Consider the following 26,137-nt stretch of genomic DNA (forward strand, 5'->3'; position numbering starts at 1 on the left):
ATTTCACCCGAAACCCATCCCTGACGGAACAAGATCATGATCGGCAAGCTGAAAGGCACTATAGACGAGATCGGCGATGACTATGTGCTCGTGGATGTGCACGGCGTCTGCTACGTCGCCTATTGCTCGGCGCGCACGCTCTCGAAGCTCGGTTCCGCGGGAGAAGCCTGCGTGCTCTTCATCGAAACCTATGTGCGTGAGGACCAACTTAAGCTCTTCGGCTTCCAGACGCAGCTCGAACGCGAATGGTTCAATCTGCTGCAGAGCGTGCAGGGCGTCGGCGCGAAAGTAGCGCTCGCGGTGCTTTCGACCCTGACACCTCCCGAACTTGCCAATGCGATCGCCCTCCAGGACAAGACCGCCGTTTCACGCGCCCAGGGCGTCGGTCCCAAGGTCGCGATCCGTATCGTCACCGAGCTCAAGAACAAGGCACCTGCCTTTGCCGGCGATGCGATCAATATCGGCCTCAAGCAGGAGATCGGCGAAGGTGTGGCCGCAGCCCCTGTTGCCGACGCCGTTTCAGCCTTGACCAATCTCGGCTATTCGCGTGATCAGGCAGCCAATGCGGTTGCCGCCGCCATGAAGACCGCCGGCGAAGATGCGGATAGCGCCAAGTTGATCCGTCTTGGCCTGCGGGAACTTTCGCGCTGATGGCCCCGCAGGGTGTCAACGCAGGCCGCTTGGTGTATGGACTTGAGCAAGCTTCGAACGGAAATACCCTATGACCGATGCCCGCCTGATAACGCCTGAAAAGCGTGGCGAAGACCTGGATACGACGCTGCGCCCGCAGTCTCTGGACGAGTTCACCGGCCAGGCGGAAGCGCGTGCCAATCTCAAGATCTTCATCGAAGCCGCTAAAAACCGCGGTGAGGCGCTGGACCATGTCCTCTTCGTCGGCCCGCCCGGCCTCGGCAAGACGACGCTGGCACAGATCATGGCAAAGGAACTCGGCGTCAACTTCCGCTCGACCTCCGGTCCGGTCATCGCCAAGGCCGGCGATCTGGCCGCATTGCTGACCAATCTCGAAGAGCGCGACGTTCTCTTCATCGACGAAATCCATCGCCTCAACCCGGCGGTCGAGGAAATCCTCTATCCGGCGATGGAAGATTTCCAGCTCGACCTCATCATCGGCGAAGGCCCGGCCGCCCGCTCGGTGAAGATAGACCTGTCGAAATTCACCCTCGTTGCCGCCACCACCCGCCTCGGCCTCCTGACCACGCCGTTGCGTGACCGTTTCGGCATTCCCGTGCGCCTCTCTTTCTATACGGTGGAGGAACTGGAGCTGATCGTTCGCCGCGGCGCCCGCCTGATGGGCCTTGGCATGACTGATGACGGGGCCCGCGAGATCGCGCGGCGTGCCCGCGGCACGCCGCGCATCGCCGGCCGCCTGCTGCGCCGCGTACGCGACTTCGCCGAAGTCGCAAGGGCCGAAGCCGTCACCCGCGAGGTCGCCGACGAGGCCCTGACCCGCCTGCTGGTCGACAATGTCGGCTTCGATCAGCTCGACAAGCGTTACCTCAATATGATCGCCGTCAATTTCGGCGGCGGCCCGGTCGGCATCGAAACCATCGCCGCCGGCCTCTCCGAGCCGCGTGACGCGATTGAAGACATCATCGAGCCCTATATGATCCAGCAGGGTTTCATTCAGCGCACGCCGCGCGGCCGCGTTCTGACCGCAATCGCATGGAAACATCTCGGCATGCAGCCGCCGAAGGATATGGAGGCTGCGCAGTTCGGGCTGTTCCGGGAGGACGATTGATTGATCAGCCGGCGCGGCTTTCTCAAACTCATGGGCAGCAGCTTCGCAGGCCTCATGGCGCTCGGCGGGTATGCCTTCGCCTATGAACCGCTGGCCCGGCTGACAATTTCCCGTTATACGCTGACCCCGCCTGGATGGCCGCCCGGCCTGAAGCTTCGGCTTGTCGCACTTGCCGATTTCCACGCCTGCGAACCCTGGATGTCCGCAGCCCGCATCGCTTCGATCTGCGCCCTCGCGAACGAGCTGGAGGGGGATATCACACTCCTGCTCGGTGACTACGCGGCCGGCATGAACATGGTGACGCGTTATGTCCATTCCAGCGAATGGTCAAAGGCACTCGCGGCGCTCGAAGCCCCGCTGGGTGTCCACGCCATCATGGGCAACCATGATTGGTGGGAGGATAGAACTGCGCAGCTGAATGGCGGAGGCGATACGTTCGGACATAGGGCTCTGGCCGAAGCCGGTATTCCCGTCTATAGCAATCGCGCCGTCCGCTTAGAAAAGGGCGGGCATGGCTTTTGGCTGGCCGGTCTGGAGGACCAGTTGGCGCTCCTGCCGGGCAGGAAATGGGGCCGCACCCGAATGCAGGGTCTCGATGATCTCGACGGAACGCTCGCGCAGGTTTCCGACGACGCGCCAGTCATCCTGCTTGCCCATGAGCCCGATATCTTTCCGCGCGTGCCCGAACGTGTATCGCTGACGCTGTCTGGCCACACGCATGGAGGACAGATCCGTCTTCTCGGTTATTCGCCGATCGTGCCCTCACGCTATGGCGATCGTTATGCCTATGGCCATATCATAGAGAACGGCCGGAATATCATCGTTTCCGGCGGGCTCGGCTGCTCTATCGCGCCCGTGCGCTTCGGCGTTCCGCCGGAGATAGTGGTCATTGATCTCGGATAATATCATGCCCAAAAGAACCGTCGTACGCCTCAATGCAGGCAGCCAGCGCTTCAACTACCGCATCGCCGGGCTCGGCTTTCGTGATGGGCACGTACTTGTCCATCGCGCCGTTCACGAACCTTTCTGGACCTTTCCCGGCGGCCGTGCCGAGATCGGCGAAACCTCTGAGGAAACGCTGAAACGGGAGATGATGGAGGAGATCGGGGTCGAGGTGACCGTCGACCGCCTGCTCTGGACCGTCGAGAATTTCTTCCATTACGAAGGGCGCGACTGGCACGAACTCGGCTTCTACTATCTCATGGAAATCCCCCAGGAATTTCCGTTCCGCACGCATGAGATCATTCATCGGGTGGAGGATGGCGACAACCATCTGGAGTTCAAATGGGTGTCCGCAACATTCCAGGCCCTGACCGCACTCGATATTCCGCCCTATTTCATCGCTGCTGAGATCGAAAACCTGCCCGCCTCGCCCCGTCATCTGGTGTGGCGCGACGGCGATCTTGATGACAAGAACTAAGCAATTCCAGCAAAGGTGCGCAGCGGTTTTGCGTCCGGAATTGCGTGAAACAAAGGGATAGAGCATTTCCGTGTTTCGGAGAAAACCGGAAATGCTCTAAGGACCGGAAATGCTCTAAGGAGGAGACGCAATGGCGAGTTTCGACCCCTGCCGCATGTTCCGAAAGCTCGCCTACAACAATGCCCTGGCGAACAATCGGCTTCTTTCCGCCTGCGCAAACCTCAAGCCCGGTGAATTTGAGGCCACGCGCGCAAGCTTTTTCCCGTCGATCAAGTCGACGCTGAACCACATAATCACAGTCGACTGGTTCTATATCGATGGCCTCGAAGGCGGCACGCTCGGCCTTCGTGCCTTCGACATCGAGGAACCCTTTGACAACCTGTCATCAATTGCCTCGGAGCAGGCCAAGGTCGACCAGCGCCTTGTTGCCGTCTGCGAAGCGCTGACGCTGGAGAAGCTTGCCTCTACTATCGACCTGCAGCGCGACGGCCGCATCCAGCGGGAGCGCATGGAGGACGTGCTGAATCACCTCTTCCAGCATCAGACGCACCATCGCGGGCAGGTTCATGCCATGCTGTCCGGCAGCAGCGTCGCGCCGCCGCAGCTCGACGAATTCATCGTCGACGACGATGCGAGGTTCCGGAGCGGCGAGATCACCGCACTCGGCTGGAGCGAAGAGATGCTGATGCGCTGAGCAACTCCAGCAAGGTGCGCAGCGGGCTCGCGTTCGGAATTGCGTAAAACACAGAGATAGAGCATTTCCGTAGTTCGAAGAAAAACAGAAATGCTCATCCCTTGAGACGCGCTTTCAGGCCATCGATGATCGTCTTGGTCAGAAGACCGTAATTCTCATCGAAGTGATGGTCGCCCGGCAGTTCGATCACCTCGCCGCCGACATCCTTGACGGCAGGGCACGCTACATCATCGTCATCATCCTTGCCGTAGATGCACTGGACGAGTTTCGGATCGGTGCCCTTGAGGTCCTTGATAGGATCGCCGCTCGCCCCGTCGGTCTTCTGACCCAGCCAGCCCATGACGGAGATCACGTAGTCGACCTGGTGCGACAGCGATAGAAGCGAAATCTGCGCCACCGTCTCCTTCTCTGCGGGCTTCAAACGCTGGTAGGTGGCAGGCAGGATATCCGCGCCGAAGGAATAGCCGATCAGCAGAACATGCTTCACCTTCCACTGCTTGCGATAGAAGTCGATGATGCGGGAAAGATCGTCGGCCGTTTCCTGCGGTTCTCTCTCCGTCCAGAAATAGCGCAGCGAGTCGATGCCGACGACGGGAATGCCCTCCTTCTGCAACATGCCGCCCACTTCCTTGTCGATATCACGCCAGCCACCGTCGCCGGAATAGATGACAGCCATCGTATCGAGGTTCGGCTTGGCATCGAGGATCGCGAGCGGCAGGCCAAGCGGATTGTCGAAGGCACCCGAGGCCGTTACCAGATCATCGAGCGTATCGGCAAACGTGGTCTGCGCATCGTCGGAAGAATCGCGGATTTCGATCGCATCATGTACTTTCTTCAGATCCTCGACATGGGTACGACCATCCTTGTCGGCCGCAGGCGTGAAGGTGGCGATAACAGGGTCCGGCAGGGCGCCGTCGCTAAGCCCGTAGATGCTACGGTCCCCCACCACCCGCTTGGTCGCCGGCGTGCAGAGCTCCTTGGTCAGCGGAATACCTGCGCGCGGATCGACGGCGAATGTCTGACCGATCGTCGCATCGGGCGTCTGCGCGGCAATGGCCAGCGCCAGAGCGCCGCCCTCGCCGATTCCGGCGATGATGGGCAGGTGATATGGGCTGTTGCCTGCGGCGCGCTGCACCTGCTGGCTCAGAGATTCAATATCGGAAACCGTATAGATGCAGCCATCGTTCAAGCTGACGTCGTAGCGATTGAGCGCTACCATATAGGACGGAAAGTCAACGCCGATGACGACGGTACCCTCCGAAACCAGGCGGTCGGCCTCGGTCTTTTCATTGTCTCCCCAGCCGGCCGCATCGGAGATCAGGAAGACGGCGCCCTTCACTTCGCCCTGCGGCAGGAAAATGTGCGGTGAAGGGATAAGGCCTGTCTCGAAACTATCAGTGGTTTCTTCCGCAGCATAGGACGGCGCAGCCGCGAGCATGCTGACGCACGCAGCGGCAAAGAGTATGTTTTTCATCATTTTCTCACTACCCCTTTCAATCCGCCTCCGATCAGAAATGTCGCATCCATCAATGCGATCATCGGATTGCCCCCTCCGGAAACCGCAAGATAGCGCGGTTGCCAGTGCGGATGAAACTTGGATTTGAAGGCACGAAGCCCCTTGAAGTTGTAGAAGCGCTCGCCGTGTTCGAAGACCGTACCGCCGATACGGTCCCAGACGGGCGCCACCTCGCGTTTCGACATGCCGGAGAGAGGCGCCATGCCGAGGTTGAAATGCGTAAAACCCTGGGCGCGCAGATATTCCATGATCTGCACGAACAGGAAGTCCATCGACCCCTTCGGCGCGTCAGGCGAGAAACGCATCAGGTCGATCGTCCCCTCCTCTTTTGCCGAGGTCACGAGGATATTGGCGAAAGCGACGATATTGCCATCCTTCTTGAGAACGCCGACCGGCTGCGACATCACATAATCCGGATCGAAAGCGCCGAGCGAGAAACCCTTCTCCTTGGCATTGTGATGCTCGAGCCAGCCATTGGAGACGGCCGAGAGATCGCCGATGATTGCAGGAACATCGGCGGGTTCGACAACGGCGAATTCCAGTCCGTCGCGTTGGGCGCGGCTTGCAGTCTGGCGCAGGTTCGCCCATTTACCGCCCTTCATCTCGAAAGTGCGCAGATCGGCCACCGCCAACTCACCGAGCTTGAAGGCGCGCAGGCCCGCATCCGCGCAGTGCGAGAGCAGCGCCGGCGAGATCTGGTAGAAAACTGCACGGCAGCCGGCGGCGCGCGCCGCTTCCACGAAGCGCCAGACCAACTCCTGCACGGCATGATGGTCGCCGATCGGGTCGAACAGCGCGATCCACGAACGGCCCTGCCGGCCATACATGATGAAGGCATCGCCCTTTTCCGAAAACATGATGGACTTGTCGCCCATGCGCACCAGATTGGCGTCCGCACTATCCTGCTTCTCGACGATCTCGACAGCGCGGCGTACCGATTCTTCGTCCGCTGGCTCCGGCTTGAAGGTCGCCGGCCTCAGCAGGCTGAAGATGGCGATCGCCGAGGAAATGATGGTGATGCCGAGCACAGCGCGCAGACCGCGCGGCGCTTCCGCCGCAAATTCGAACTGCCACCAGAGTTCGTTGCTGTACTCCACGTCCCGATAGACGAAGAGCAGGATGACGACCGCGCCGACGATAATGACCGCAATCGCCATCAGCCAGGATGCCGTCATCGCCTGGTTGAGAAGCGAGGCATGACGAGTAAAGAGCCGGCGACTGACGAACAGCCCGAAGACCAGGAAGGCAAGGAAGGCCGCCTCGACAAGGGCGATCGCCTTCAGCAGCGACAGCGTGAGGGCAGCAACGGCCGAGAATACCGCCACCCACCAGGCGCCGTCGAGCCGCTGGCCCAGGCCTCGCGCGGCAACCACTAGCGCAAGACCAAGCAGACTGGAGAGGAAATGCGCGCCTTCCACCATCGGTAGAGGCAGATAGTTGGAGAGGAATTCGAGGTTCTGGTCGGGCGTCGGCGTCACGCTCGAAAAGATCAGCATGACGCCCAGGAGCAGCGCCAGCGCAGAAAGAAGCTGCGGCATCAGCCGCCCGCCGATGCGCCGCACGCTGGAAGCGGCCGGATGATCCACGAAGCGGCGTAGCTCGGTGGCCGAGACCGCAAGGATGGCGATTAAGAGCGGCAGCACATGATAGATAAGGCGGTAGAGCACCAGCGAGCCAAGTACAGCATCGATATTCACCGCGCTGCCAAGTGAGGCGATGATGACCGTCTCGAAGACGCCGAGCCCTGCCGGAACATGGCTCAGCACGCCAAGCCCGACGGCGATCGCATAAACCGCCAGAAACACCGGCCAGCCGATCGCCGTCTGCGGCAGGAGCACGTAAAGCACCGTGGCGGAGGCTGCGATATCGAAGGCGGTGACCAGGAACTGGCGCGACCAGGTACGAGAATCCGGCAGGCGGATGGCGATCGAGCCGATCTCGATCACCCGGCCGTCGCGACCGAGCACCATGAGAGAACCGAGGATCGCCAGGATCACCGCTGCCACGATGCGAAGCCAAAGGCTGCTGACGCTGATCAGCGGCGCAATTTCATCGGCGATGATGAGCAGTGCAATCGCCGCCACGGCAGCAAGACCGAGGCCGAAGGATAGTGTCACGAAAGCAATGATGCGACCGATATCCTCAGGCGAAAGTCCAAGCCGCGTATAGGCGCGGTAACGGATCGCTCCACCCGAAAGCGCACCGAAACCAGCGGTATTGCCCACCGCATAGGCACTGAAGGCCGTAAGCGCGACATGCGGAAAAGGCAGCCGCTTGCCGATATATTCGATGGCGTTGAGATCGTAGAAGACGAGCGCCAGAAAGCTCAGTGCCGTGAATAACAAGGCGAGCAGGATGGAACTCAGCCGAGTTTCCGCTAGCGCCTCCACAACATCGTCGTAGCGCACTTCGTCCGTCAGTTGCATGATCGCGTAACCGACGAGGCAGAAGATGAGAAGCGTCGCGAAAGCCGTTAACGGCGTCCGGTAGCGTCGAAACAGCGCACGCAGCGAAAAGCCTTCTTCCGTCTCTGAAATCTCTTCCAAATTGCCGTGACCCGACATCTCGTACCTGCTGCAACTGCCATTCTGGCGGGAATCTCTTTCGAAAGACGTAACATACGCGGCATGCAAGCTCTATGAAGCCGTGCCGCGGCTACCCCACACCCGCGCTTGCCGCCTCCTTCATCCCCAATTGGGGCAAATTTGCGCAGCACACAGGCCCGAATGCATTGCATTTTCGTAAGCTTCTCGTCGCCCCCGATGCATATCCGAAAAGATCAGGCCGCCGGCTCATCGCGCGTGCGTGAGTGCGCCGCATAGCGAGCGGCGGCGGCATCCGCATCGAGTTCCCGCTCGCCGGAAACCTGCACTGTTGGCACGGCGAACTGGATGCCGTTTTCCTTGAAGGCATTGCGGATCATCGCTAGGGCGTTGCGGCGGATGACGAACTGCTCGCCGGGCTTGGTCATCATCGACAGGCGGATTTCGATGGCGAACTCGCCGAACTGCTCGACACCCTTCATCTTCAGCGTCTCGATGATGTTGGGACCCCATTCCGGGTTCTCGAGAAGTTGCTGGCCAATCTGCTTGATGATCTTCTTCGTCTTCACGAGATCGGTGTCGTAGGTCACGTTCAGGCTGATCTTGTCGATCGTCCAGTCGCGGTTGAGGTTCTTGACTGCCCCAAGTTCGCCGAAAGGCACCGTCGTCAGTGGCCCGCGGTGATGACGAAGCTTCACGGACCGCAGGCTGAAGGCTTCGACGACACCCTTGTGACTGCCGCTTTCGATATATTCGCCCACACGAAAAGCATCGTCCCACAGATAAAACATGCCACTGATGACATCCTTGACGATCGTCTGTGCACCGAAGCCGACCGCGACGCCGACAACACCGGCGCCGGCAATCAGCGGCCCGATCTCGATGCCGAGGCCCGACAGCACCATCAAGGCGCCAATCACGACGATGACAACCGCGATGATGTTTCGAAAGATCGGCAGCAGTGTCTGCAACCGGGCGCGCTTGACCTTCTCCTCGTCGCTGACCGCGCCATCGATCGGTGCATCGACAAGCTTGCCGTCAATATAGGCCTTGACGAGATGCCAGAGCAGGTCTGCTGCAAGCAGGATGACGACGCCACCGATGATGCCCCGCGCCACCCGGTTAATCATCGTCTCGTTCGACATCATCATCGCGGTGGTTTCGACGCCGAGCATTCGCCCGAGCCAGACCGCCGCGAGGGCGATAATGACCGCCCGCACACCGCGGTCGAGCAGTACGGTCGCGATGCGTCGCTGGGCGAGGAAGCCTGCCTCGGCCTGGTGGAACGACTTGACCGCGAGCGTCGACACCGAAAGCACCTTCGGCAACAGCAGGAGATAGATGCAGACCCAGAGGAGCCAGTCAAAACCGAGCACCCAGATGCCCCAGAGCAGCAGGAAGTAAAGGATCAGCAGCCAGGTTGCGGCGTGACTGCGCCGTGTTTCATTGCCCGGCCGCGACCAGACCGCCTCCGTCGCGATCAGGAAGAGCCCGATGCCAAGCACATAGCCGACCAGATAACGTGCGCCGATCGAATAGCCGAGCGGCTCCATCGACTGCAGGACGGCCCAGCCGAAGATGAAATAGATGACGAAAAGCACGCAACGCCGAAACCAGAATTGCGCAACGGCGTGATCGACCGCAACCGTCGGCCCTTCCCCACGCGGCAAGGTGACAAGATCGACGATGACCCCGCCGAAGGAAATGGCAAAGCGCTGCACGACCACCGCTATGGCAATGGCGATTGCGATATTCTGGCTGACCGGCGGCCAGTTGAAGCTCACCAGCACCAGCCCAGTCGCCAGGCCGAAGACAATAGCGGGGATGACACGCGCGGCAAGCCTTGTGCCGGTCATCTGCGCCGCCCGTTCCCGCCTTTCGCGCACGGCGGTCCTCACGAGCATTTCGACGATGAAGCCGGTGATCAGGATGGCGAGAAATTGCGCGGCCATGCGCAAGGGGCCGGCCGCGCTCAATTCGCCGACGAAGAGCGATGAAGCACGGGCAACTTCGGACGGCAGCGTCATCGCGGCGCCGGAGACCATGGCGATATGCCGGCGGGCCCGCTGGAGGCGGCCCGACAACACCGACATCTCCTCGTCATTGCCATCAGAAACCGCAGGCGCCGCCATCTGCGTGGCCATCCATTGCTTGACCTCCGGCGTCTGCATCAGTTCCATCATCTGCCGCACCTGGGCAGGCGGCGGCGCAACATCAGGAGAGGCTGCCGGGGTCGTCTGTGCGTAAACGGCACTGAAAAGAGAAAGCAGCATCATGATGCTGCAGATGCCGATCGCTGAAATTCGCCGCATGCCCGCCTCCGGTTTCGCACGTCAGGCATTTATGCAAGCGCCGCAGCGGAAAAGCCAGACGAACAAACGGTCTAGCTGATCATGGTCAAAAGAAAGCCGCCGGCCTCGCGGCCGGCGGCTCATCACATCAGAACAATATGTTTCGCCTATTTGTGCGGCTTCTCGGCATGGCCGCCGAAGCCGGCGCGCATGGCCGAAAGCACCTTGTTGGCGAATTCATCCTGGTCGCGCGAGGAGAAACGGCCATGGAGTGCGGCACTCAGCACCGGCGTCGGCACGCTTTCGTCGATGGCGGCCATGATCGTCCAGCGGCCTTCGCCGGAGTCCGAAACGCGACCCGCATATTGGGTAAGGACGGGGTCCTTGTGCAGCGCATCGGCCGTCAGGTCGAGCAGCCAGGAGGTGATGACGCTGCCGCGGCGCCAGACTTCGGAAATTTCCGGCAGGTTGAAATCGTACTGATAGAATTCCGGGTGGGAGAGCGGCGCCGTCTCGGCATCCGCCTCATGCGTCAGGGCGCCAACATTGGCGTGCTTCAAAATGTTGAGGCCTTCGGCATAGGCGGCCATGAGGCCATATTCGATGCCGTTATGCACCATCTTGACGAAATGGCCGGCACCATGCGGGCCGCAATGCAGGAATCCCTGCTCGGCGGTGCTGAGAGCCGCAGCTTCAGCCGTGCGGTTCGGCGAGGCTTCCGTGGTGCCATCGCCCGGCGCCAACGTCGCGAAGATCGGCGAAAGATGCTGCACGATGCCCTTTTCGCCGCCAATCATCAGGCAGTAGCCGCGCTCAAGGCCGAAGACGCCACCGCTGGTGCCGACGTCGACATAGTGAATGCCCTTGGTGATGAGCTCCGCCCCGCGGCGGATATCGTCGTGATAGTAGGAATTGCCGCCGTCGATCAGGATATCGCCGTCATGCAGTAGCGGAAGAAGCGTTGCAATCACCTTGTCGGTGATGGCCGCCGGCAGCATCAGCCACACCGCACGCGGGCGCGCGAGCTTCGAGACGAATTCTTCGAGCGAGGCGCTGCCCTCGGCACCGAGGCCGACAAGCTCGGTTACGCTTTCGGGCTTGGCGTCATAAACCACGCACTCGTGGCCGCCCCGCATCAAGCGCTGGACCATGTAATTGCCCATACGGCCCAAACCTACCATGCCAAGCTGCATCTGAAATCTCCTGGGATTTAAATCGATATGATTCCGGAAATTAGCACCCGCATCGTGACAGGCAAGCGAAGTCTCTGTCACAAAGGCGAATGCGTCTGTTGCATCTTGCGCAGGGCTCTACCTCTCGCGCCTCCTACTTTGCCGTCTTTGAAGAGCAATTCCAACCCTTCAAAAGCAGATAGCCGCCTCATCAGCGGCTATCTATGTCCATCGAGGGATCTCTTGGATGCCGTCAGCCGCGGCCAGTCTCTCGCACCAGATGAACGATGCCAGCCGGATTAAGGATCCAGCCACCACGGAGGCTGGAGGGCAACGGCTCGATGGGATCGCAGCGCAGAACACCGGCCTTCTCCAGATGCTCTGCGGCGCTGTCGAAGTCAGGCGTCATGAATTCCAGCCAGAGCTCGGCCTGGCTCATGGTCGGCACCTTGTCGATCCAGAGCCGGATCGGCCCGAGTTCGAAGGAGACATCCTCCACTTCGATTTCCTTCAGCTGCACAACGTCGCGGTAAAAGGAAATAGTGGCCTCATACTGATGCGGCGGAACCTTCATCGCAACGTCGACGCCGCCATAGATCAAATCGCTCATGGCACTTCCTCTCAACCTTCCTGCGCTTTGGCCTGCTCGCCGCGCATCTCGCTGAGGAACATGCCGTCGCGCAGGTTGATGCCGTATTCGACAAAGGCCTTCATGCAGCAGAACATCTGCGTCCAGCCCTCCAGGTTCTGGTAGGTTCCGCGCCGCCCCGGCTCATCCTCGCGCCAGCCGTCTTCGGCGATAGTCACCATGGTGCCACCATCATCAAGCGGTTTGAAATTCATCTCCACAAGCGTCTTATAAGGCTTCTTCTCCTCGTCCGTGGCGCCATCCCAGCGCAGCACGATCTTGCTGTCGGGCACGAGCTCGACCACCTCGACCGGCACATCCTTCCACCAGGTAACCGTCGTGCCCTGCACAAGCGGCGCGCTCGCTCCGCCGACCGTTGTGAAATAGCCCGACAGGCTCTTCGGATTGACGACCGCATCGAAGACATCAGCCACCGGGCGGCCGATACGGCCCGAGACGCGAATATTGAGGGACATGTGACTTCCTCCTCTTCCCCGTTGTATCTCGCCCAATTATGTTATAAAAACATAACATGTCAAGCGAATCGGATGACGACCCCATTTTCAAGGCGTTGGCGCACCGCCGCCGCCGCGACATTCTCGACCTTCTGAAGGATGCACCCCGCACAACCGGTGCGCTTTGCGAAGCCTTTCCCGAGATGGACCGCTGCACCGTCATGCAGCATTTGAAGGTGCTCGAAGAAGCTGATCTGGTCATAGCCAGGAAGGAAGGCCGGGAGCGCTGGAATCACCTGAACAGCCTGCCGATCAAGCAGATCCATGACCGTTGGATCAGCGCCTATGCCGGGCATGCGCTCTCCATCCTGGACCGGCTGAAAAGCGAACTCGACGATCCCTCGCTTTAGTGAGCTTTGCTGCCCTGGGGTACTGCCCATCACCGTCGGATATGTTCTTTGGGTGCGCAGGTTGTCCTGCCGAAGCTGCCTTTGTTAGCCTCCGTCGCCATCTGGCTGGAGACGCAGAATGACGATACTGGTGACGGGAAGCGCCGGCCATCTCGGTGAAGCGCTGATGCGCACTTTGAGAGATCAAGGCCATCAGGCGCGCGGAATCGATATCAAGCCCTCGCCTTTCACCAATATGACCGGCTCGATCACCGATGCCGATTTCATCCGCCTTGCGCTAACAGGCGCCACCGCCGTTATCCATGCCGCACCCCTGCACAAGCCGGATGTCGGAACGCACAGCAATCAGGATTTCGTCGACACAAGTGTCTCTGGTACGCTGAATCTTCTCGAACAGGCGGTCGCCATCGGCGTGAAAAGCTTCGTCTTCACCAGCACCACCAGCGCTTTCGGAGCGGCCCTGCGCCCAGCCGCAAGCGAACCGGCCGCTTGGGTCACGGAGGATGTGCTGCCCGTCGCCGCGTTGATATCGAGGACGTGGTCGATGCCCATCTGCTGGCGCTCGACAAGGCGCAGTCTATCGGTTTCGGCCGCTATATCATCTCTGCGACTGCGCCATTTACCGAGGCTGATCTCGCCGACCTGCGCCGTGACGCGACCGCAACGGTGGGACGCCTGTTCCCTGGCATGACCGCACTATATGCCGTGCGGGGCTGGAGCATGTTCCAGCACTTCGATCGTGTCTACGTCAACACGCTCGCCCGACGAGAGCTCGGCTGGAATCCAAAAAATACGACTTTTCCCACGTCCTCAATTGTCTGCGTGATGGCAAGGATTGGAGGAGCCCGCTCGCCCGCATTGTCGGGTCCAAGGGCTATCACGACCAGATCTTTGAGGATGGTCCTCACCCGCTCCAAGGCCGCTGATCCGGTACGGCAAAACGGGCGCCGAAGCGCCCGTTTCCTTAAGCGGTCTTGTCCCAGACCGGCGCCAATCCATTCGGATTGACGATTCGGCCATTGGCCCGTGCCAGCGCGTGGATCTCCGCCATCTCATCCGCCGTCAGCGCGAAGTCGAAAATCGCCGCATTTTCCTTCGCCCGCTCTTCCGAGACAGTCTTGGACAGCGCAATGACATCCTGCTGCACGATCCAGCGCAGCACGATCTGGGCGATCGACTTGCCATGCCTGGCCGCAATCTCCTGCAGCAGCGGATCTTTCAGCACCTTGCCGTCGGCCATGGCATAGTAGGCGGTGACAGACATATCGAGCTGGCTCGCAGCGCGGAGCACCGGCGTCTGGTCGAGATAAGGATGATATTCGACCTGATTCGTGACGATGGGCACGCTGCTGAGCTTGACGGCCTCTCGCATCAGATCGGTATTGAAGTTCGACACGCCGATGTGGCGCACCTTGCCTGCCTTTGCGACTTCGTTCAGCGCATCGATCTGCTCGGCAAGCGGCACGGATTCGTTCGGCCAATGGAGAAGCAGCAGATCGACATAGTCGGTCCTGAGCTTCTTCAGGCTCTCGTCCACCGAGGCAATGAAGGCAACGTGTTTGTAGTTCTCGACCCAGACCTTGGTGGTCAGGAAGAGATCACCGCGGGCGACACCGGAACGGCGGATACCGTCTCCAACCTCGGCCTCATTGCCATAGATTTGCGCTGTGTCGATGTGGCGATAACCAGTGGCAAGCACATGCGAGACCATGCGTTCTGCATCAGGACCTGGCACGCGGAACGTGCCGAAGCCGAGGGTGGGGATGGAGGCGCCATTGGCGCTGACGATTTTMATGCTGTTTCCTTTCAATGCGCAGAGATCAGGCGGCGCTGCCGGCAACAGCCGCGGCAGGCGTGGAGCGGCGGTCGAGTGCGCCGCTCCTGATGGTGAGACCAAGGGCGACAGCAACAAGCGCTGCCGCAACGAAAGGCGTGGCACCCAGCCCGAAGCGAGATTCGACGACCAGACCGCCGATCCAGGCGCCCAAGGCGATGCCGAGATTGAAGGCGGCGATGTTGAGCGCCGAGGCGACATCGACTGCATTCGGCCGAAGCTCACGTGCGAGCTGCACGACATAGAGCTGCAGGCCCGGCACATTGGCGAAGGACAGGAAGCCGAGGATCGCGAGCGTTGGGATCGTCAGCCAGGGTGAAATCGCGGTGAAGCCGAAGAGCACCAGCACCAGCGTCTGGGCGATGAACAATACAGTCAGCGCCTTGACGGGATCACGGTTGGAAATGCGCCCGCCGACGACATTGCCGATGGCAATCGCCACGCCATAGAGCATCAGGATCAAGGCAACGGCCGAGGAGGCAAAGCCAGTGATCTGCTCGAGGATCGGCGCGAGGAAGGTGAAGGCAACGAACGTGCCGCCATAGCCGAGCGCGGTCATTGCATAGACGAGCAGCAAGCGACCGGTGGCAAGCACGCGGATCTGTTCGCCGATGCTGGCCGGCGGAGCCTTCTTGAGGTTCGATGGCAGCAGCAAGGCGATGCCGGCAAAGGCAACGACACCGAGACCGGCGACGACACCGAAGGTGGTACGCCAGCCGAAGGTCTGGCCGATGAAGGTGCCGAGCGGAACGCCGGTCACGATGGCGACCGTCAAGCCCATGAACATCATGGCGATAGCCGATGCCCGGCGGTTTTCCGGCACCAGATCGGCAGCGATCGTGGAACCGACGGAGAAGAAGACGCCGTGTGCGAAAGCCGAGACGACACGGGCAATCAAGAGCACTTCGTAGCCTGGGCTGAGCGCGGCAATGATGTGGCCGATAACGAAAAGCGCCATCAGCCCGAGCAGGAGCGGCTTACGCTCGATCCGCCCTGTCAACGCTGTCAGGATCGGCGCGCCGAAGGTGACGCCCAGCGCGTAAACGCTGACGATGAGGCCGGCGAGCGGCAGGGTGATGTGGAGATCATTGGCAACCGTCGGCAGCAGGCCGACGATGACGAATTCCGTCGTGCCGATCGCGTAGGCGGCGATCGTCAACGCAAAGAGAGCAAGTGGCATGAGAGTAACCCGATGGTTTGATTCTTGTTCGGGCCGGAATATGGGCGTGGCGCACCTGCTCGATAACAGCCTATAATGGCTCAACAGTTGTGAATTGAATTCAAGATAGGGTGTCATGGACAACCGCATCGGTGAGATGGATGTCTTCGTGCAGGTCGCCGAACTTCAGAGTTTCTCGGCAGCCGGCCGCAAACTCAGGCTTTCGCCCTCCGCCGTCAGCAAGCTCGTAACGCGGCTGGAAGAGCGTCTCGCTACGCGTCTTCTGGTGCGCACCACCCGCGCTTTGCAGCTCACGCCGGAAGGCGAAATCTATCTCGAACGCTCCCGCCGTATTCTCTCAGACATCGAGGAGACGGAACGTGCCGTTGCCGCCGGCGGGGCGGCAATGCCGCGGGGACGTCTGCGCGTCAGCACTTCCGTCGCCTTCGGCGTTCGCTATATCGTGCCGCTGGTTCCGGATTTCTTGAATCTCTATCCGGAGGTGGATCTCGATCTCGCACTTAACGACGGCATCATCGATATTGTCGGCGAGCGCGCCGATATTGCCATCCGCTCAGGCGCCTTGCGCGACTCTTCCCTGAAGGCGCGCAAGCTGCTCGAAAGCCGCCGCATTATCGTTGCGTCACCAGACTATTTGAAAAGGGAGGGAATCCCGGAGACTCCTGACGATCTCGAACGTCACAATTGCCTGACCTTCAGCTTCCTTGCGGGTGCGGCGGAATGGCCGTTCCGCGATCCCCAAAGCAGCGATCGTTTCGTAAGACCCATTTTCGGCAACTTTGAAACCAACAATGGACCGACAGCACGCACTCTTTGCCTCGCCGGCCTTGGTCTTGCACGCGTCGGCCAATTCCATGTGCAGCCGGATATCGACGCCGGAACTTTGTTACCTGTGCTTGAAGCCTATAATCCGGAGGATATCGAGCTCATCCACGCCGTCTATCCCGGTCACGAGCACTTGGCGGCGCGCATCCGCGCCTTCATCGATTTCCTGGTCAGCAATATCCGCTAGGTTGGATATCAAGCCTGTCATCGGCCCGTCACGGCGAAAAGATAGCGAGCCTCACATGCCAATAGAAATTCATCCGCCAAGACAGAACTGGAGCGACGACTTCCTGGGCCTGAAACAGGCCCTCCTGCGCGCAGCGCCAGCCGACGTTGTAATCCACCACATCGGTTCCACCGCCGTGCCTGATCTCGCTGCCAAGGATATCATTGACGTTCAGCTCAGCGTCGTCTCCCTCGATCAGATCAACGACACAGCTTTCGAGCAGGAAGGCTTCATCCGCCGCACAGGCGTGACCGACCATTGCCCGCCGGGCCTCGATCTGGCGGAGGGCGAGTTGCAAAAGCTGCTCTTCAAGAGCACCGGCCGTGCTGCAAATGTGCATATCCGCGAAAGAGGCCGCTTCAATCAACGCTATCCGCTTCTCTGCCGGGATTTTTTGCGCGCCCATCCGACGGCCGCCGCGGCCTACGGGCTGATCAAACAACGCCTCGCCGGCTATTTCCCCGATGACGTCAATGCCTATTACGACATCAAGGATCCGGTATTCGATATTATCATGGAGGGCGCCTACGACTGGGCGAAGCTCACCGGCTGGACGGAGCCGCCGGGCGACTAGAGAGCTTATCGGGAGATATCTCGCAACGGGGAAGAACCCGGCCGAAAGAGAGAAGCGCGATCCACACAACCGGTGGAAACTTTCGATCCTGGGCGCCTACGAAAGTAGGTGGGCGCCGTGTATCCAGACCCACGAGCCTGGACAGGGACAGCTCCCTAAGGATCGGGTATGGCCCCGAGGATTCATTGTTCCTGTCGAGAAGCACAGACCGCGTAAGAGAATATAGGGGCATTTGCAGCACCGCACCAGTGGGTCAGCACTGCTCTCCCAAATTAATTAAGCTCGGCGGGCGTGCGGCCGTTCAGCTTGTCGGCAATGCCCTGAATACGGCTCGTGACCTCCGAAAGCGCCACTGCAATGCCTTCTTCCGTGCGAGCGGTGGCGGCAAGGACCGTGTCCCGGTTGCTATGGAGCGTTTCCAGCTCCGATTCCAGCCCGGCAACACGTCGCGTCAGCTCCGAGATCTCGTCCATGACCATGATCCCGGCCATGACGGTGATCCTGAGATCGCCGATCTCGCCGAACTGCCCCTTGAGATGGCCGACATAACGGTCGAAACGCACCGCGAGGTCAGTCAGGTGATCTTCCTGGCCTTCTTCGCAGGCCATGCGATAGGCCTTGCCGTCGATCGTTACCGTTACCTGCGCCATGTCATCAAGTCCTCTTAGCGGTCAAGAACCGCGCGGATCGTTTCCATCGCCGTCACTAGACGCCGCGAAACCTCGCGATTGACCTCTTCCAGCCGGTTCGCGCGGAATTCGGCCTGGTCGAGCTCCTGGGCAAGGCGCGAGCGGTCGGCATGCACGCGGCGGACTTCGCCTTCGATCTCGCCCTGCTCACGCTGGCGCTCGATGCGCATGTCGACGGCATTCTCTAGGCCCGAGATTGCCTGTTTCAGCTCCGTAAGCGCAGCTTCGATGATGTTGCCATTAGGCGTCATGTCTTTTCCGGTTCCCCGCACAAGACCCGCGAATCGGCCTCTGCCGCCGACCCTGTATTTTCAAGAGGATATGCAGCTAGCCCGGAGCACGTCAATAAAGCCTCCCCGCTGCACCCCGCCCTATTCTGTGGATGAGCGATTTACACAAGCCTGTCACACAAGATTCGTCTTTTGTAAAACTTGACGGTCAAATGTCAAAAATCGTCGCACCCGGCCTCCAAACGGCTTCCATTTTGTTGACTTGGCCGTTCCAACTGGTATGTCTCGACCGCTCTCATTGATGGTCTTGGCAGGCTCGAGGCCATCCTCAAACCCGGAACTAGCGGAAAAGCCATGACCTCACGCGAACAAAACGACCGGATGGCGAATGCGATCCGTTTCCTCTCCATGGATGCTGTAGAAAAGGCGAATTCCGGCCACCCGGGCATGCCGATGGGCATGGCGGATGTGGCAACGGTCCTCTTTACCAAATATCTCCGCTTCGATCCCCAGAAGCCGCACTGGCCGAACCGCGATCGCTTTGTTCTCTCTGCCGGTCATGGCTCGATGCTGCTCTACTCGCTTCTCTATTTGACCGGCTATCCGGACATGTCGGTCGAGGACCTGAAGCAGTTCCGTCAGCTCGGCTCCAAGACCGCCGGCCATCCGGAATACGGCCATGCCACCGGCATCGAAACGACCACCGGCCCGCTTGGCCAGGGTATTGCCAATGCCGTCGGCATGGCGATTGCCGAGCGCAAGCTGCGCGAGGAATTCGGCTCCGATCTGCAGGACCACTACACCTACGTCATCAATGGCGACGGCTGCCTGATGGAAGGCATCAGCCATGAGGCGATCGCGCTTGCCGGCCACCTGAAGCTCAACAAGCTGGTCCTCTTCTGGGACAACAACTCGATCACCATCGACGGCGCCGTATCGCTGTCGGACTCGACCGACCAGGTCGCCCGCTTCAAGGCCGTTCACTGGAACACGATCGAGATCGACGGCCATGACCAGGCCGCCATCGCAGACGCGATCGAAGCCGCCCACAAGTCCGACCGCCCGACCTTCATCGCCTGCAAGACCGTCATCGGCTTCGGCGCTCCGAACAAGCAGGGTACCCACAAGGTGCACGGCAACCCACTCGGCGCCGACGAAATCGCCGCCACCCGCAAGGCGCTGAACTGGGAATACGAGCCTTTCGTCATCCCTTCCGACATCCTCGACGCATGGCGCGCTGCCGGCACCCGCTCCGACAATATCGTCAAGGCCTGGGAAGAAACCCTTTCCAAGTCACCGGCCAAGGCCGAGTTCAGCCGCCGTTTCGCTGGCGATCTGCCTGATGGTTTCGACAAGGCCATAGACGACTACAAGAAGAAGCTCGCAGAGACCAAGCCGACGATCGCCTCCCGCAAGGCATCTGAAGACGCGCTTGAAGTCATCAACGGCTTCGTGCCGGAAACGCTTGGCGGCTCTGCCGACCTGACTCCGTCGAACAATACCAAGACCAGCCAGATGCATTCGATCACGCCGACGGATTTTGCCGGACGCTACATGCACTGGGGCATCCGCGAGCACGGCATGGCCTCTGCCATGAACGGTATCGCGCTGCACGGCGGTCTTATCCCCTATGGCGGCGGCTTCATGATCTTCTCGGATTATTGCCGCCCGCCGATCCGCCTTGCCTCCCTCATGGGCATTCGTGTCATCCACGTGCTCACGCATGACTCGATCGGCGTCGGCGAAGACGGTCCGACCCATCAGCCGGTCGAGCAGATCGCTGGTTTGCGCGCCGTTCCGAACCTGCGGGTCTTCCGCCCGGCAGACGCCGTCGAAACGGCCGAATGCTGGCAGATCGCCATGAAGAGCAAGGACCATCCGTCTGCGCTGGCACTCACCCGCCAGAACCTGACGACCGTCCGCACCGAGTATAATGAGAAGAACCTCTGCGAACTCGGCGCTTACACGCTATCAGGCAATGCCGACGCCAAAGTCACGATCTTCGCGTCCGGCTCGGAAGTGGAACTGGCCGTGGCTGCCCGCGCAACGCTGGAAGGCAAGGGTATCAGCACCCGCGTCGTTTCCGTTCCCTGCACCGAACTCTTCTTCGATCAGCCGGATGCCTACCGCAAGGAAATCCTCGGCAACTCACCGGTCAAGATCGCCGTCGAAGCCGCCGTTCGCGAAGGCTGGGATGCTTTCATTGGTCCGGAAGGCTCGTTTGTCGGCATGAAGGGCTTCGGCGCATCCGGTCCGGCAAAGAAGGTCTTCGAACATTTCGGTATCACGGCTGACGCCGTCGTCGCCGCGGCAGAAGCCAAGCTTTAACGGGCTGATTTCAACGGAAGTGCCTTCGGGCACTTCCTCACCTACTATCTGTAAGCCCCACCTCTAGGGAGTGAATGCACATGACAGTCAAGGTTGCCATCAACGGTTTCGGACGTATCGGCCGCAACGTTCTTCGCGCCATCGTTGAATCCGGCCGTACCGACATCGAAGTCGTCGCCATCAACGACCTCGGCCCGGTAGAGACCAACGCCCACCTGCTCCGTTACGACTCCATCCATGGCCGTTTCCCAGCGACCGTGAAGGTCGAAGGCGACACGATCACCGTCGGCAACGGCAAGCCGATCAAGGTCACCGCCATCAAGGATCCGGCTACCCTTCCCCATGGGGAATTGGGTGTCGACATCGCGATGGAATGCACCGGCATCTTCACCGCCCGCGACAAGGCAGCCGCTCACCTGACGGCAGGCGCCAAGCGCGTCATCGTTTCGGCTCCTGCCGACGGCGCTGACCTGACGGTCGTCTTCGGCGTCAACCATGACCAGCTCACCAAGGAGCATCTGGTCATCTCCAACGCCTCCTGCACCACGAACTGCCTGGTGCCGGTCGTCAAGATTCTCGACGACGCCGTCGGCATCGACCATGGCTTCATGACGACCATCCACTCCTACACCGGCGACCAGCCGACGCTCGACACGATGCACAAGGACCTGTATCGCGCCCGCGCCGCTGCCCTCTCGATGATCCCGACCTCGACGGGCGCCGCAAAGGCCGTTGGCCTTGTGCTGCCGCACCTCAAGGGCAAGCTCGACGGCACCTCGATCCGCGTTCCGACCCCGAACGTCTCGGTCATCGACTTCAAGTTCGTTGCCAAGAAGGCCACCTCGGTCGGCGAAATCAACGAAGCGATCAAGGCCGCTGCAAACGGCAAGCTGAAGGGCATCCTCGGCTACACCGACGAGCCGCTCGTCTCCCGCGACTTCAACCACGACAGCCACTCGTCGATCTTCGCAACCGATCAGACGAAGGTCATGGAAGGCAATTTCGTGCGCGTCCTGTCCTGGTACGACAACGAGTGGGGCTTCTCCAGCCGTATGTCCGACACGGCCGTAGCCTTCGCCAAGCTCATCTAAGCTTCCGGCAGAGAGATCAGGAAACGGCTCGGGAAACCGGGCCGTTTTCGTTTCTGCGATAAACAGAAGATCGGAGCGGCTGGAATCGAAGTACCCGACCCTGCATGCAACAACGGAAGGATAGAAAAGCATGGCGCATCTCACTATTCGCAAGGCGACGGCTGATGACGCACAGGAACTCAGCGGACTTCTCAATGAGATCATCGAAGCCGGCGGCACGACTGCCCTGGAGGCTCCCCTTTCCCCCGACCAGTTGGCCGACTGGTTCATTACCGGCGAATTCGCCCTCACATGTCATGTAGCGCAAGCAGGATCCGGGCTCGTCGGCTTTCAGTTCCTGAGCCTCTATGAAAACCGGCCGGAGGGATGGGCCGACATCGGGACCTTCGCTCGCCGGAGTCCGAAGATACCGGGCGTCGGCACCGCGCTTTTTTCAGCAACAGTTTCTGTGGCGAAAGAACGCAATATCGACTTCATCAACGCAACCATTCGCGCCGATAACGGCGGCGGGCTAGCCTATTACGAAAAGATGGGATTCCGCACTTATGACGTAATGGAAAAAGTGCCTCTCGACGACGGTACCCCCGTGGACAGAATTCAGAAACAATATCTGGTGAAGAAGGAACGAAGCGGCCTCTGACAGCCTCATCAACAAAAAGTGCAGTGCCCCGCCTATCTGCCCTGCTCTCGCCTGATTTGCCTATACATTCTTTTTACAGACTTTCTCCCGTAACATTCTCCACTGGCCCTCATTTCAAGGGCCGTCCAGCAGCATGATGCAGCAATGCAGCCGAGGTTAAGCCGCAAGGCCTACCCTTCTGCCGCATTTTGCCGTTTACTAACGGATCGTGCTGGACGCGGAGGGTTGAAGAATAGGCCGGGGCGGCTTCGGGATGGCGTGATGAAGCGAAAGGGGTAGGCATGGAAGCGTTTTACATCGTGGTGCTGGTCGCAACGGCGCTCGTGCTTCTTGCAGCCTTTTCGAGCCTGCTGGCCTTCCGCTTCGGCGCCCCCTTGCTTCTGCTCTTCCTGATGATCGGCCTTGCTGCAGGCGTTGACGGTGTCGGCATCGAATTCAGCAACAACTATCTCGCTTATGTTCTGGGCTCGATCGCACTCGCCATCATCCTTTTCGATTCCGGTTTCGGCACGCCGATGCAGGCCTTCCGCATCGCCGCAATCCCGTCACTGACGCTCGCATCGGTCGGCGTGCTTCTGACCGCAGCGCTCTTCGCCTTTGCGGCCCGCTGGCTGCTGCATTTCAGCTGGCTCGAAGGTATGTTGCTCGGCTCCATCGTCGCATCCACCGATGCCGCAGCCGTCTTCTTCCTGCTGCGCATCGGCGGTATCAACATCCGCGACAAGGTGCGTTCCACGCTGGAAGTCGAATCCGGCACCAACGACCCTATGGCGATTTTCCTGACCATCGCCCTGGTCGAGGTTCTCGCGAGCGGCGAACGTTACGCCGGCATCAATATCGGCATGCTCGCCATGTTCATCCAGCAGATGGGCCTTGGCGTTATCCTCGGCCTGCTTGGCGGCATGATGATCGTGCTGATCGCCGGCCGACTGGAAACCGATCGCGGCCTGACGCCGATCTTCGTGCTGGCGCTCGCCCTGCTCGTCTTTTCCTTCACCGGCGCGGTGGGTGGCAGCGGCTTCCTTGCGGTCTATGTCGCCGGCATCTACGCCGGAAACCGCAAGATGCAGGCGATCGGCACCATCAGGCGCTTCCAGGACGGCATGACCTGGCTTGCCCAGATCATCATGTTCCTTGTCCTCGGCCTACTCGCAACACCTTCGCAATTTCCTGTTATCATCGTGCCGGCGATCCTGCTCGCGCTCTTCCTGATCTTCGTCGCCCGGCCGCTCGCCGTCTGGCTGTCGTTGCTGCCCTTCGATTACACGCAGCAGGAAATCGGCTTCGTCGCCTGGGTCGGCCTGCGCGGCGCCGTCTCCATCCTGCTCGCCATCATGCCAATCCTCGGCGGGCTGGAGCACAGCCAAATCTATTTCAACACCGCCTTCATCATCGTGCTGGTCTCGCTGCTCGTACAAGGCTGGACGATCAAACCCGTCGCCAAGCGCCTCGGCCTCATCATCCCTCCACGCATCGGCGCGGTCGACAAGGTGGAGGTAGACCTGCCGGGTGCCGCCAATCACGAACTGCTTTCCTATCGCGTCGTCAAGGACAGTCCGGTTCTGCGCGGCGAGCGCATTCCGCGCTGGGCAGCACCCTCGCTGGTGATCCGCGACGGCAAGTCGATGCGTTATCAGTATGCCGGCCGCCTCAGGGAAAACGATCTCGTCTATCTCTTCATAGCGCCCAGCTACTCACGCCTGCTCGACCGCCTCTTCGCCAGCCGCGCTCCCGTTGATGACGACGATGCGGAATTCTTCGGCGCCTTCGCACTGTCCCCGGCCCGCCCCGCAGCCGATCTCGATGCCGCCTATGGCCCGGGCCTTCTCAATGAATCCGAAAAGGGGCTGACAATCGCCGAACTGATGAAACAGCGCCTCGGCGGCAAGGCGGACTACGCCGATCGTGTCCGTCTCGGCTCGCTCATCCTCATCGTCCGCGACCTCGACGATCAGGATCACATCACCTCTGTCGGCATGTCGCTGGAGGCTGTCGAGCCAGCCACCACGCTGCCGATCTTCATCAATCTGCGCGATATTATCCAGCGCATTCGCGACCGCATGAAAGGCCGCCAGAAACATGAGGCAGCCACGGCGGAAAGTGCTGCAGGACGTGACGAAAACCCGCGTTGAAACGGCGGCCGACTGCCTTGCGTCTCCTCCGATCCTTGCTATGGTCGGCGCAACTTTCGCCAACCACGAATGGATCCTCCCATGGCAGCTTTCAAGACCCTCGACGACCTCAACGACATCGCCGGCAAGCGCGTTCTCGTCCGCGTCGACCTCAACGTCCCGGTCAAGGACGGCAAGGTCACGGACACGACCCGCATCGAGCGCGTTGCGCCGACGATCCTTGAGCTGTCGAAAAAGGGCGCGAAGGTCATCCTGCTTGCTCATTTCGGCCGCCCTAAGGATGGCCCCTCGGCAGAATTCTCGCTTTCGCTGGTTGCCCCCTCCGTCGAACAGGTGCTTGACCATGCCGTGCTGACAGCTTCCGACTGCATCGGCGAGGCTGCCGCTTCCGCCGTCGCGAAGATGAACAACGGCGATATCCTGCTGTTGGAAAACACCCGCTTCCATAAGGGCGAGGAAAAGAACGATCCTGATTTCACCAAGGCACTTGCCGCAAACGGCGATATCTATGTGAACGATGCCTTCTCGGCTGCTCACCGCGCCCACTCCTCCACCGAAGGGCTTGCTCATCATTTACCGGCTTATGCGGGGCGCACCATGCAGGCCGAACTTGAGGCACTGGAAAAGGGCCTCGGCAACCCGGTTCGCCCTGTCGTGGCGATCGTCGGCGGCGCCAAAGTCTCCTCCAAGATCGACCTCCTGATGAACCTCGTGAAGAAGGTCGATGCGCTCGTCATCGGCGGCGGCATGGCCAACACCTTCATCGCCGCCCGCGGCACCAATGTCGGCAAGTCGCTCTGCGAACACGATCTCGCCGATACCGCCAGGCAGATCATGATCGAAGCCGCCACCGCCGGCTGCGCGATTGTCCTGCCGGAAGACGGTGTCGTCGCCCGCGAATTCAAGGCAGGTGCGGCCAACGAGACCGTCTCCATCGACGCCATTCCTGATGATGCCATGGTCCTCGATGTCGGCCCGAAGTCGATCGATGCCGTCAAGGCCTGGATCGAGCGCGCGACCACGCTCGTCTGGAACGGCCCGCTCGGCGCTTTTGAAATCGAGCCCTTCGATGCAGCGACCGTCGCCGCCGCGAAATATGCCGCCGAACGCACCAAGGCCGGCAAGCTCACGTCAGTCGCAGGCGGTGGTGACACGGTCTCCGCGCTGAACCATGCCGGCGTTGCCGAAGAGTTTACCTATGTTTCGACCGCGGGCGGCGCCTTTCTTGAATGGATGGAAGGCAAGGAACTGCCGGGCGTGGCCGTTCTCTCCCGCTAACCGGCGCTAATCGATAAGCCGATTCGACAGATATTCCAGCAGGATAGACCGTGGAAGCGCACGCTTCTGCGGTCTTTTGCTCAAGAAAAGAAAAAATTCCCGAACTTTCAAACGATTGAAATCATTTCAATCGTTTCAACGACTTAGCGCTCCCTTTTTTCTCCCTATAAACTTCTGTTATCCGGGTTCTATATTATCAATTCTACCGGGTTTCATTGTGGA

The 26,137-nt window shown here is 60.3% G+C and carries 23 protein-coding genes, 1 other RNA gene and 1 pseudogene; 14 read left to right on the top strand and 11 right to left on the bottom strand.

The window, feature by feature from the left end; all coding sequences use genetic code 11:
- The first annotated feature begins 36 nt into the window (after positions 1-36).
- The 5 genes from ruvA (at position 37) to AC1DUP_RS10420 (ending at position 3,873) form a co-directional block, all read left to right on the top strand.
- Entirely contained in the window at positions 37-651 is a 615-nt protein-coding gene (gene ruvA, locus AC1DUP_RS10400) for a Holliday junction branch migration protein RuvA (protein WP_113310254.1), read from the top strand.
- A 70-nt stretch (positions 652-721) separates the two neighbouring features.
- Positions 722-1,759, top strand: coding sequence for a Holliday junction branch migration DNA helicase RuvB (gene ruvB / locus AC1DUP_RS10405; RefSeq protein WP_113295375.1), 1,038 nt, complete (start codon positions 722-724; stop codon positions 1,757-1,759).
- Positions 1,760-2,662: a metallophosphoesterase gene (locus AC1DUP_RS10410; protein WP_477832615.1), complete on the top strand. Its 903-nt coding sequence runs from the start codon at positions 1,760-1,762 to the stop codon at positions 2,660-2,662.
- 4 nt (positions 2,663-2,666) lie between these two features.
- On the top strand, positions 2,667-3,179 hold the full coding sequence (locus tag AC1DUP_RS10415; protein ID WP_477832616.1) for an NUDIX hydrolase: 513 nt from the start codon (positions 2,667-2,669) through the stop codon (positions 3,177-3,179).
- Between the two features lie 130 nt (positions 3,180-3,309).
- Complete coding sequence (locus AC1DUP_RS10420) at positions 3,310-3,873, top strand: DinB family protein (protein ID WP_477832617.1); 564 nt, start codon at positions 3,310-3,312, stop codon at positions 3,871-3,873.
- Between the two features lie 94 nt (positions 3,874-3,967).
- Here the strand turns inward: AC1DUP_RS10420 and AC1DUP_RS10425 are convergent, their stop codons facing one another.
- The 6 genes from AC1DUP_RS10425 to AC1DUP_RS10450 form a co-directional block, all read right to left on the bottom strand.
- The gene (locus AC1DUP_RS10425; protein ID WP_113508398.1) at positions 3,968-5,350 is read right to left on the bottom strand and encodes a virulence factor family protein; all 1,383 of its coding nucleotides are present in this window, start codon (positions 5,348-5,350) and stop codon (positions 3,968-3,970) included.
- Complete coding sequence (gene mprF / locus AC1DUP_RS10430) at positions 5,347-7,953, bottom strand: bifunctional lysylphosphatidylglycerol flippase/synthetase MprF (RefSeq protein ID WP_477832618.1); 2,607 nt, start codon at positions 7,951-7,953, stop codon at positions 5,347-5,349. Before mprF ends, AC1DUP_RS10425 begins: the two co-directional genes overlap by 4 nt.
- A 215-nt stretch (positions 7,954-8,168) precedes the next feature.
- A complete protein-coding gene (locus AC1DUP_RS10435) occupies positions 8,169-10,244 on the bottom strand; it encodes a mechanosensitive ion channel family protein (RefSeq protein WP_477832619.1) in 2,076 nt (691 codons plus the stop codon).
- Between the two features lie 146 nt (positions 10,245-10,390).
- The gene (gnd, locus tag AC1DUP_RS10440) at positions 10,391-11,416 is read right to left on the bottom strand and encodes a phosphogluconate dehydrogenase (NAD(+)-dependent, decarboxylating) (protein ID WP_113295369.1); all 1,026 of its coding nucleotides are present in this window, start codon (positions 11,414-11,416) and stop codon (positions 10,391-10,393) included.
- A gap of 232 nt (positions 11,417-11,648) precedes the next feature.
- Entirely contained in the window at positions 11,649-12,005 is a 357-nt protein-coding gene (locus AC1DUP_RS10445; RefSeq protein ID WP_477832620.1) for a VOC family protein, read from the bottom strand.
- An 11-nt stretch (positions 12,006-12,016) separates the two neighbouring features.
- A complete protein-coding gene (locus AC1DUP_RS10450; protein WP_113310260.1) occupies positions 12,017-12,499 on the bottom strand; it encodes an SRPBCC domain-containing protein in 483 nt (160 codons plus the stop codon).
- A 56-nt stretch (positions 12,500-12,555) separates the two neighbouring features.
- Here AC1DUP_RS10450 and AC1DUP_RS10455 point away from each other — a divergent pair, with 56 nt between their 5' ends.
- Together AC1DUP_RS10455 and AC1DUP_RS10460 are read left to right on the top strand one after the other, a co-directional pair.
- Positions 12,556-12,888, top strand: coding sequence for a metalloregulator ArsR/SmtB family transcription factor (locus AC1DUP_RS10455; RefSeq protein WP_113295366.1), 333 nt, complete (start codon positions 12,556-12,558; stop codon positions 12,886-12,888).
- 118 nt (positions 12,889-13,006) lie between these two features.
- Positions 13,007-13,814: pseudogene (locus AC1DUP_RS10460) on the top strand (NAD-dependent epimerase/dehydratase family protein).
- Positions 13,815-13,852: 38 nt separating this feature from the next.
- Here AC1DUP_RS10460 and AC1DUP_RS10465 read toward each other — a convergent pair.
- Complete coding sequence (locus AC1DUP_RS10465; RefSeq protein ID WP_477832724.1) at positions 13,853-14,683, bottom strand: aldo/keto reductase; 831 nt, start codon at positions 14,681-14,683, stop codon at positions 13,853-13,855.
- A 25-nt stretch (positions 14,684-14,708) separates the two neighbouring features.
- A complete protein-coding gene (locus AC1DUP_RS10470) occupies positions 14,709-15,902 on the bottom strand; it encodes an MFS transporter (RefSeq protein ID WP_113295364.1) in 1,194 nt (397 codons plus the stop codon).
- A 115-nt stretch (positions 15,903-16,017) separates the two neighbouring features.
- Between AC1DUP_RS10470 and AC1DUP_RS10475 the strand changes: the two genes are divergently transcribed.
- Together AC1DUP_RS10475 and AC1DUP_RS10480 are read left to right on the top strand one after the other, a co-directional pair.
- Positions 16,018-16,914 (top strand): LysR family transcriptional regulator, encoded by an 897-nt coding sequence (locus AC1DUP_RS10475; protein WP_477832621.1) that lies wholly within the window; start codon positions 16,018-16,020, stop codon positions 16,912-16,914.
- Between the two features lie 55 nt (positions 16,915-16,969).
- Entirely contained in the window at positions 16,970-17,527 is a 558-nt protein-coding gene (locus tag AC1DUP_RS10480; RefSeq protein WP_477832622.1) for a GrpB family protein, read from the top strand.
- A gap of 54 nt (positions 17,528-17,581) precedes the next feature.
- Here the strand turns inward: AC1DUP_RS10480 and ssrS are convergent.
- The 3 genes from ssrS to AC1DUP_RS10495 form a co-directional block, all read right to left on the bottom strand.
- Positions 17,582-17,740, bottom strand: a non-coding RNA gene (gene ssrS / locus AC1DUP_RS10485) — 6S RNA.
- Positions 17,741-17,799: 59 nt separating this feature from the next.
- Complete coding sequence (locus tag AC1DUP_RS10490; RefSeq protein WP_113295361.1) at positions 17,800-18,177, bottom strand: cell division protein ZapA; 378 nt, start codon at positions 18,175-18,177, stop codon at positions 17,800-17,802.
- A gap of 14 nt (positions 18,178-18,191) precedes the next feature.
- Positions 18,192-18,467 carry a DUF4164 domain-containing protein gene (locus AC1DUP_RS10495; RefSeq protein ID WP_112545050.1) on the bottom strand — a complete coding sequence of 92 codons (276 nt, stop codon included), beginning with the start codon at positions 18,465-18,467 and terminating at the stop codon, positions 18,192-18,194.
- A 333-nt stretch (positions 18,468-18,800) separates the two neighbouring features.
- Between AC1DUP_RS10495 and tkt the strand changes: the two genes are divergently transcribed.
- The 5 genes from tkt to AC1DUP_RS10520 all read left to right on the top strand — a co-directional run bounded on the left by tkt (position 18,801) and on the right by AC1DUP_RS10520 (position 25,915).
- Entirely contained in the window at positions 18,801-20,774 is a 1,974-nt protein-coding gene (gene tkt, locus AC1DUP_RS10500) for a transketolase (RefSeq protein WP_113295360.1), read from the top strand.
- Positions 20,775-20,854: 80 nt separating this feature from the next.
- Positions 20,855-21,865 carry a type I glyceraldehyde-3-phosphate dehydrogenase gene (gene gap / locus AC1DUP_RS10505; RefSeq protein WP_113295359.1) on the top strand — a complete coding sequence of 337 codons (1,011 nt, stop codon included), beginning with the start codon at positions 20,855-20,857 and terminating at the stop codon, positions 21,863-21,865.
- A gap of 130 nt (positions 21,866-21,995) precedes the next feature.
- A complete protein-coding gene (locus AC1DUP_RS10510) occupies positions 21,996-22,505 on the top strand; it encodes an N-acetyltransferase family protein (protein WP_477832623.1) in 510 nt (169 codons plus the stop codon).
- Positions 22,506-22,786: 281 nt separating this feature from the next.
- Positions 22,787-24,637: a potassium/proton antiporter gene (locus AC1DUP_RS10515; protein ID WP_113508405.1), complete on the top strand. Its 1,851-nt coding sequence runs from the start codon at positions 22,787-22,789 to the stop codon at positions 24,635-24,637.
- A gap of 81 nt (positions 24,638-24,718) precedes the next feature.
- Positions 24,719-25,915 carry a phosphoglycerate kinase gene (locus AC1DUP_RS10520; RefSeq protein WP_477832624.1) on the top strand — a complete coding sequence of 399 codons (1,197 nt, stop codon included), beginning with the start codon at positions 24,719-24,721 and terminating at the stop codon, positions 25,913-25,915.
- Positions 25,916-26,137: the final 222 nt, after the last annotated feature.

Source organism: Rhizobium sp. 01L419 (genome assembly GCF_056400025.1).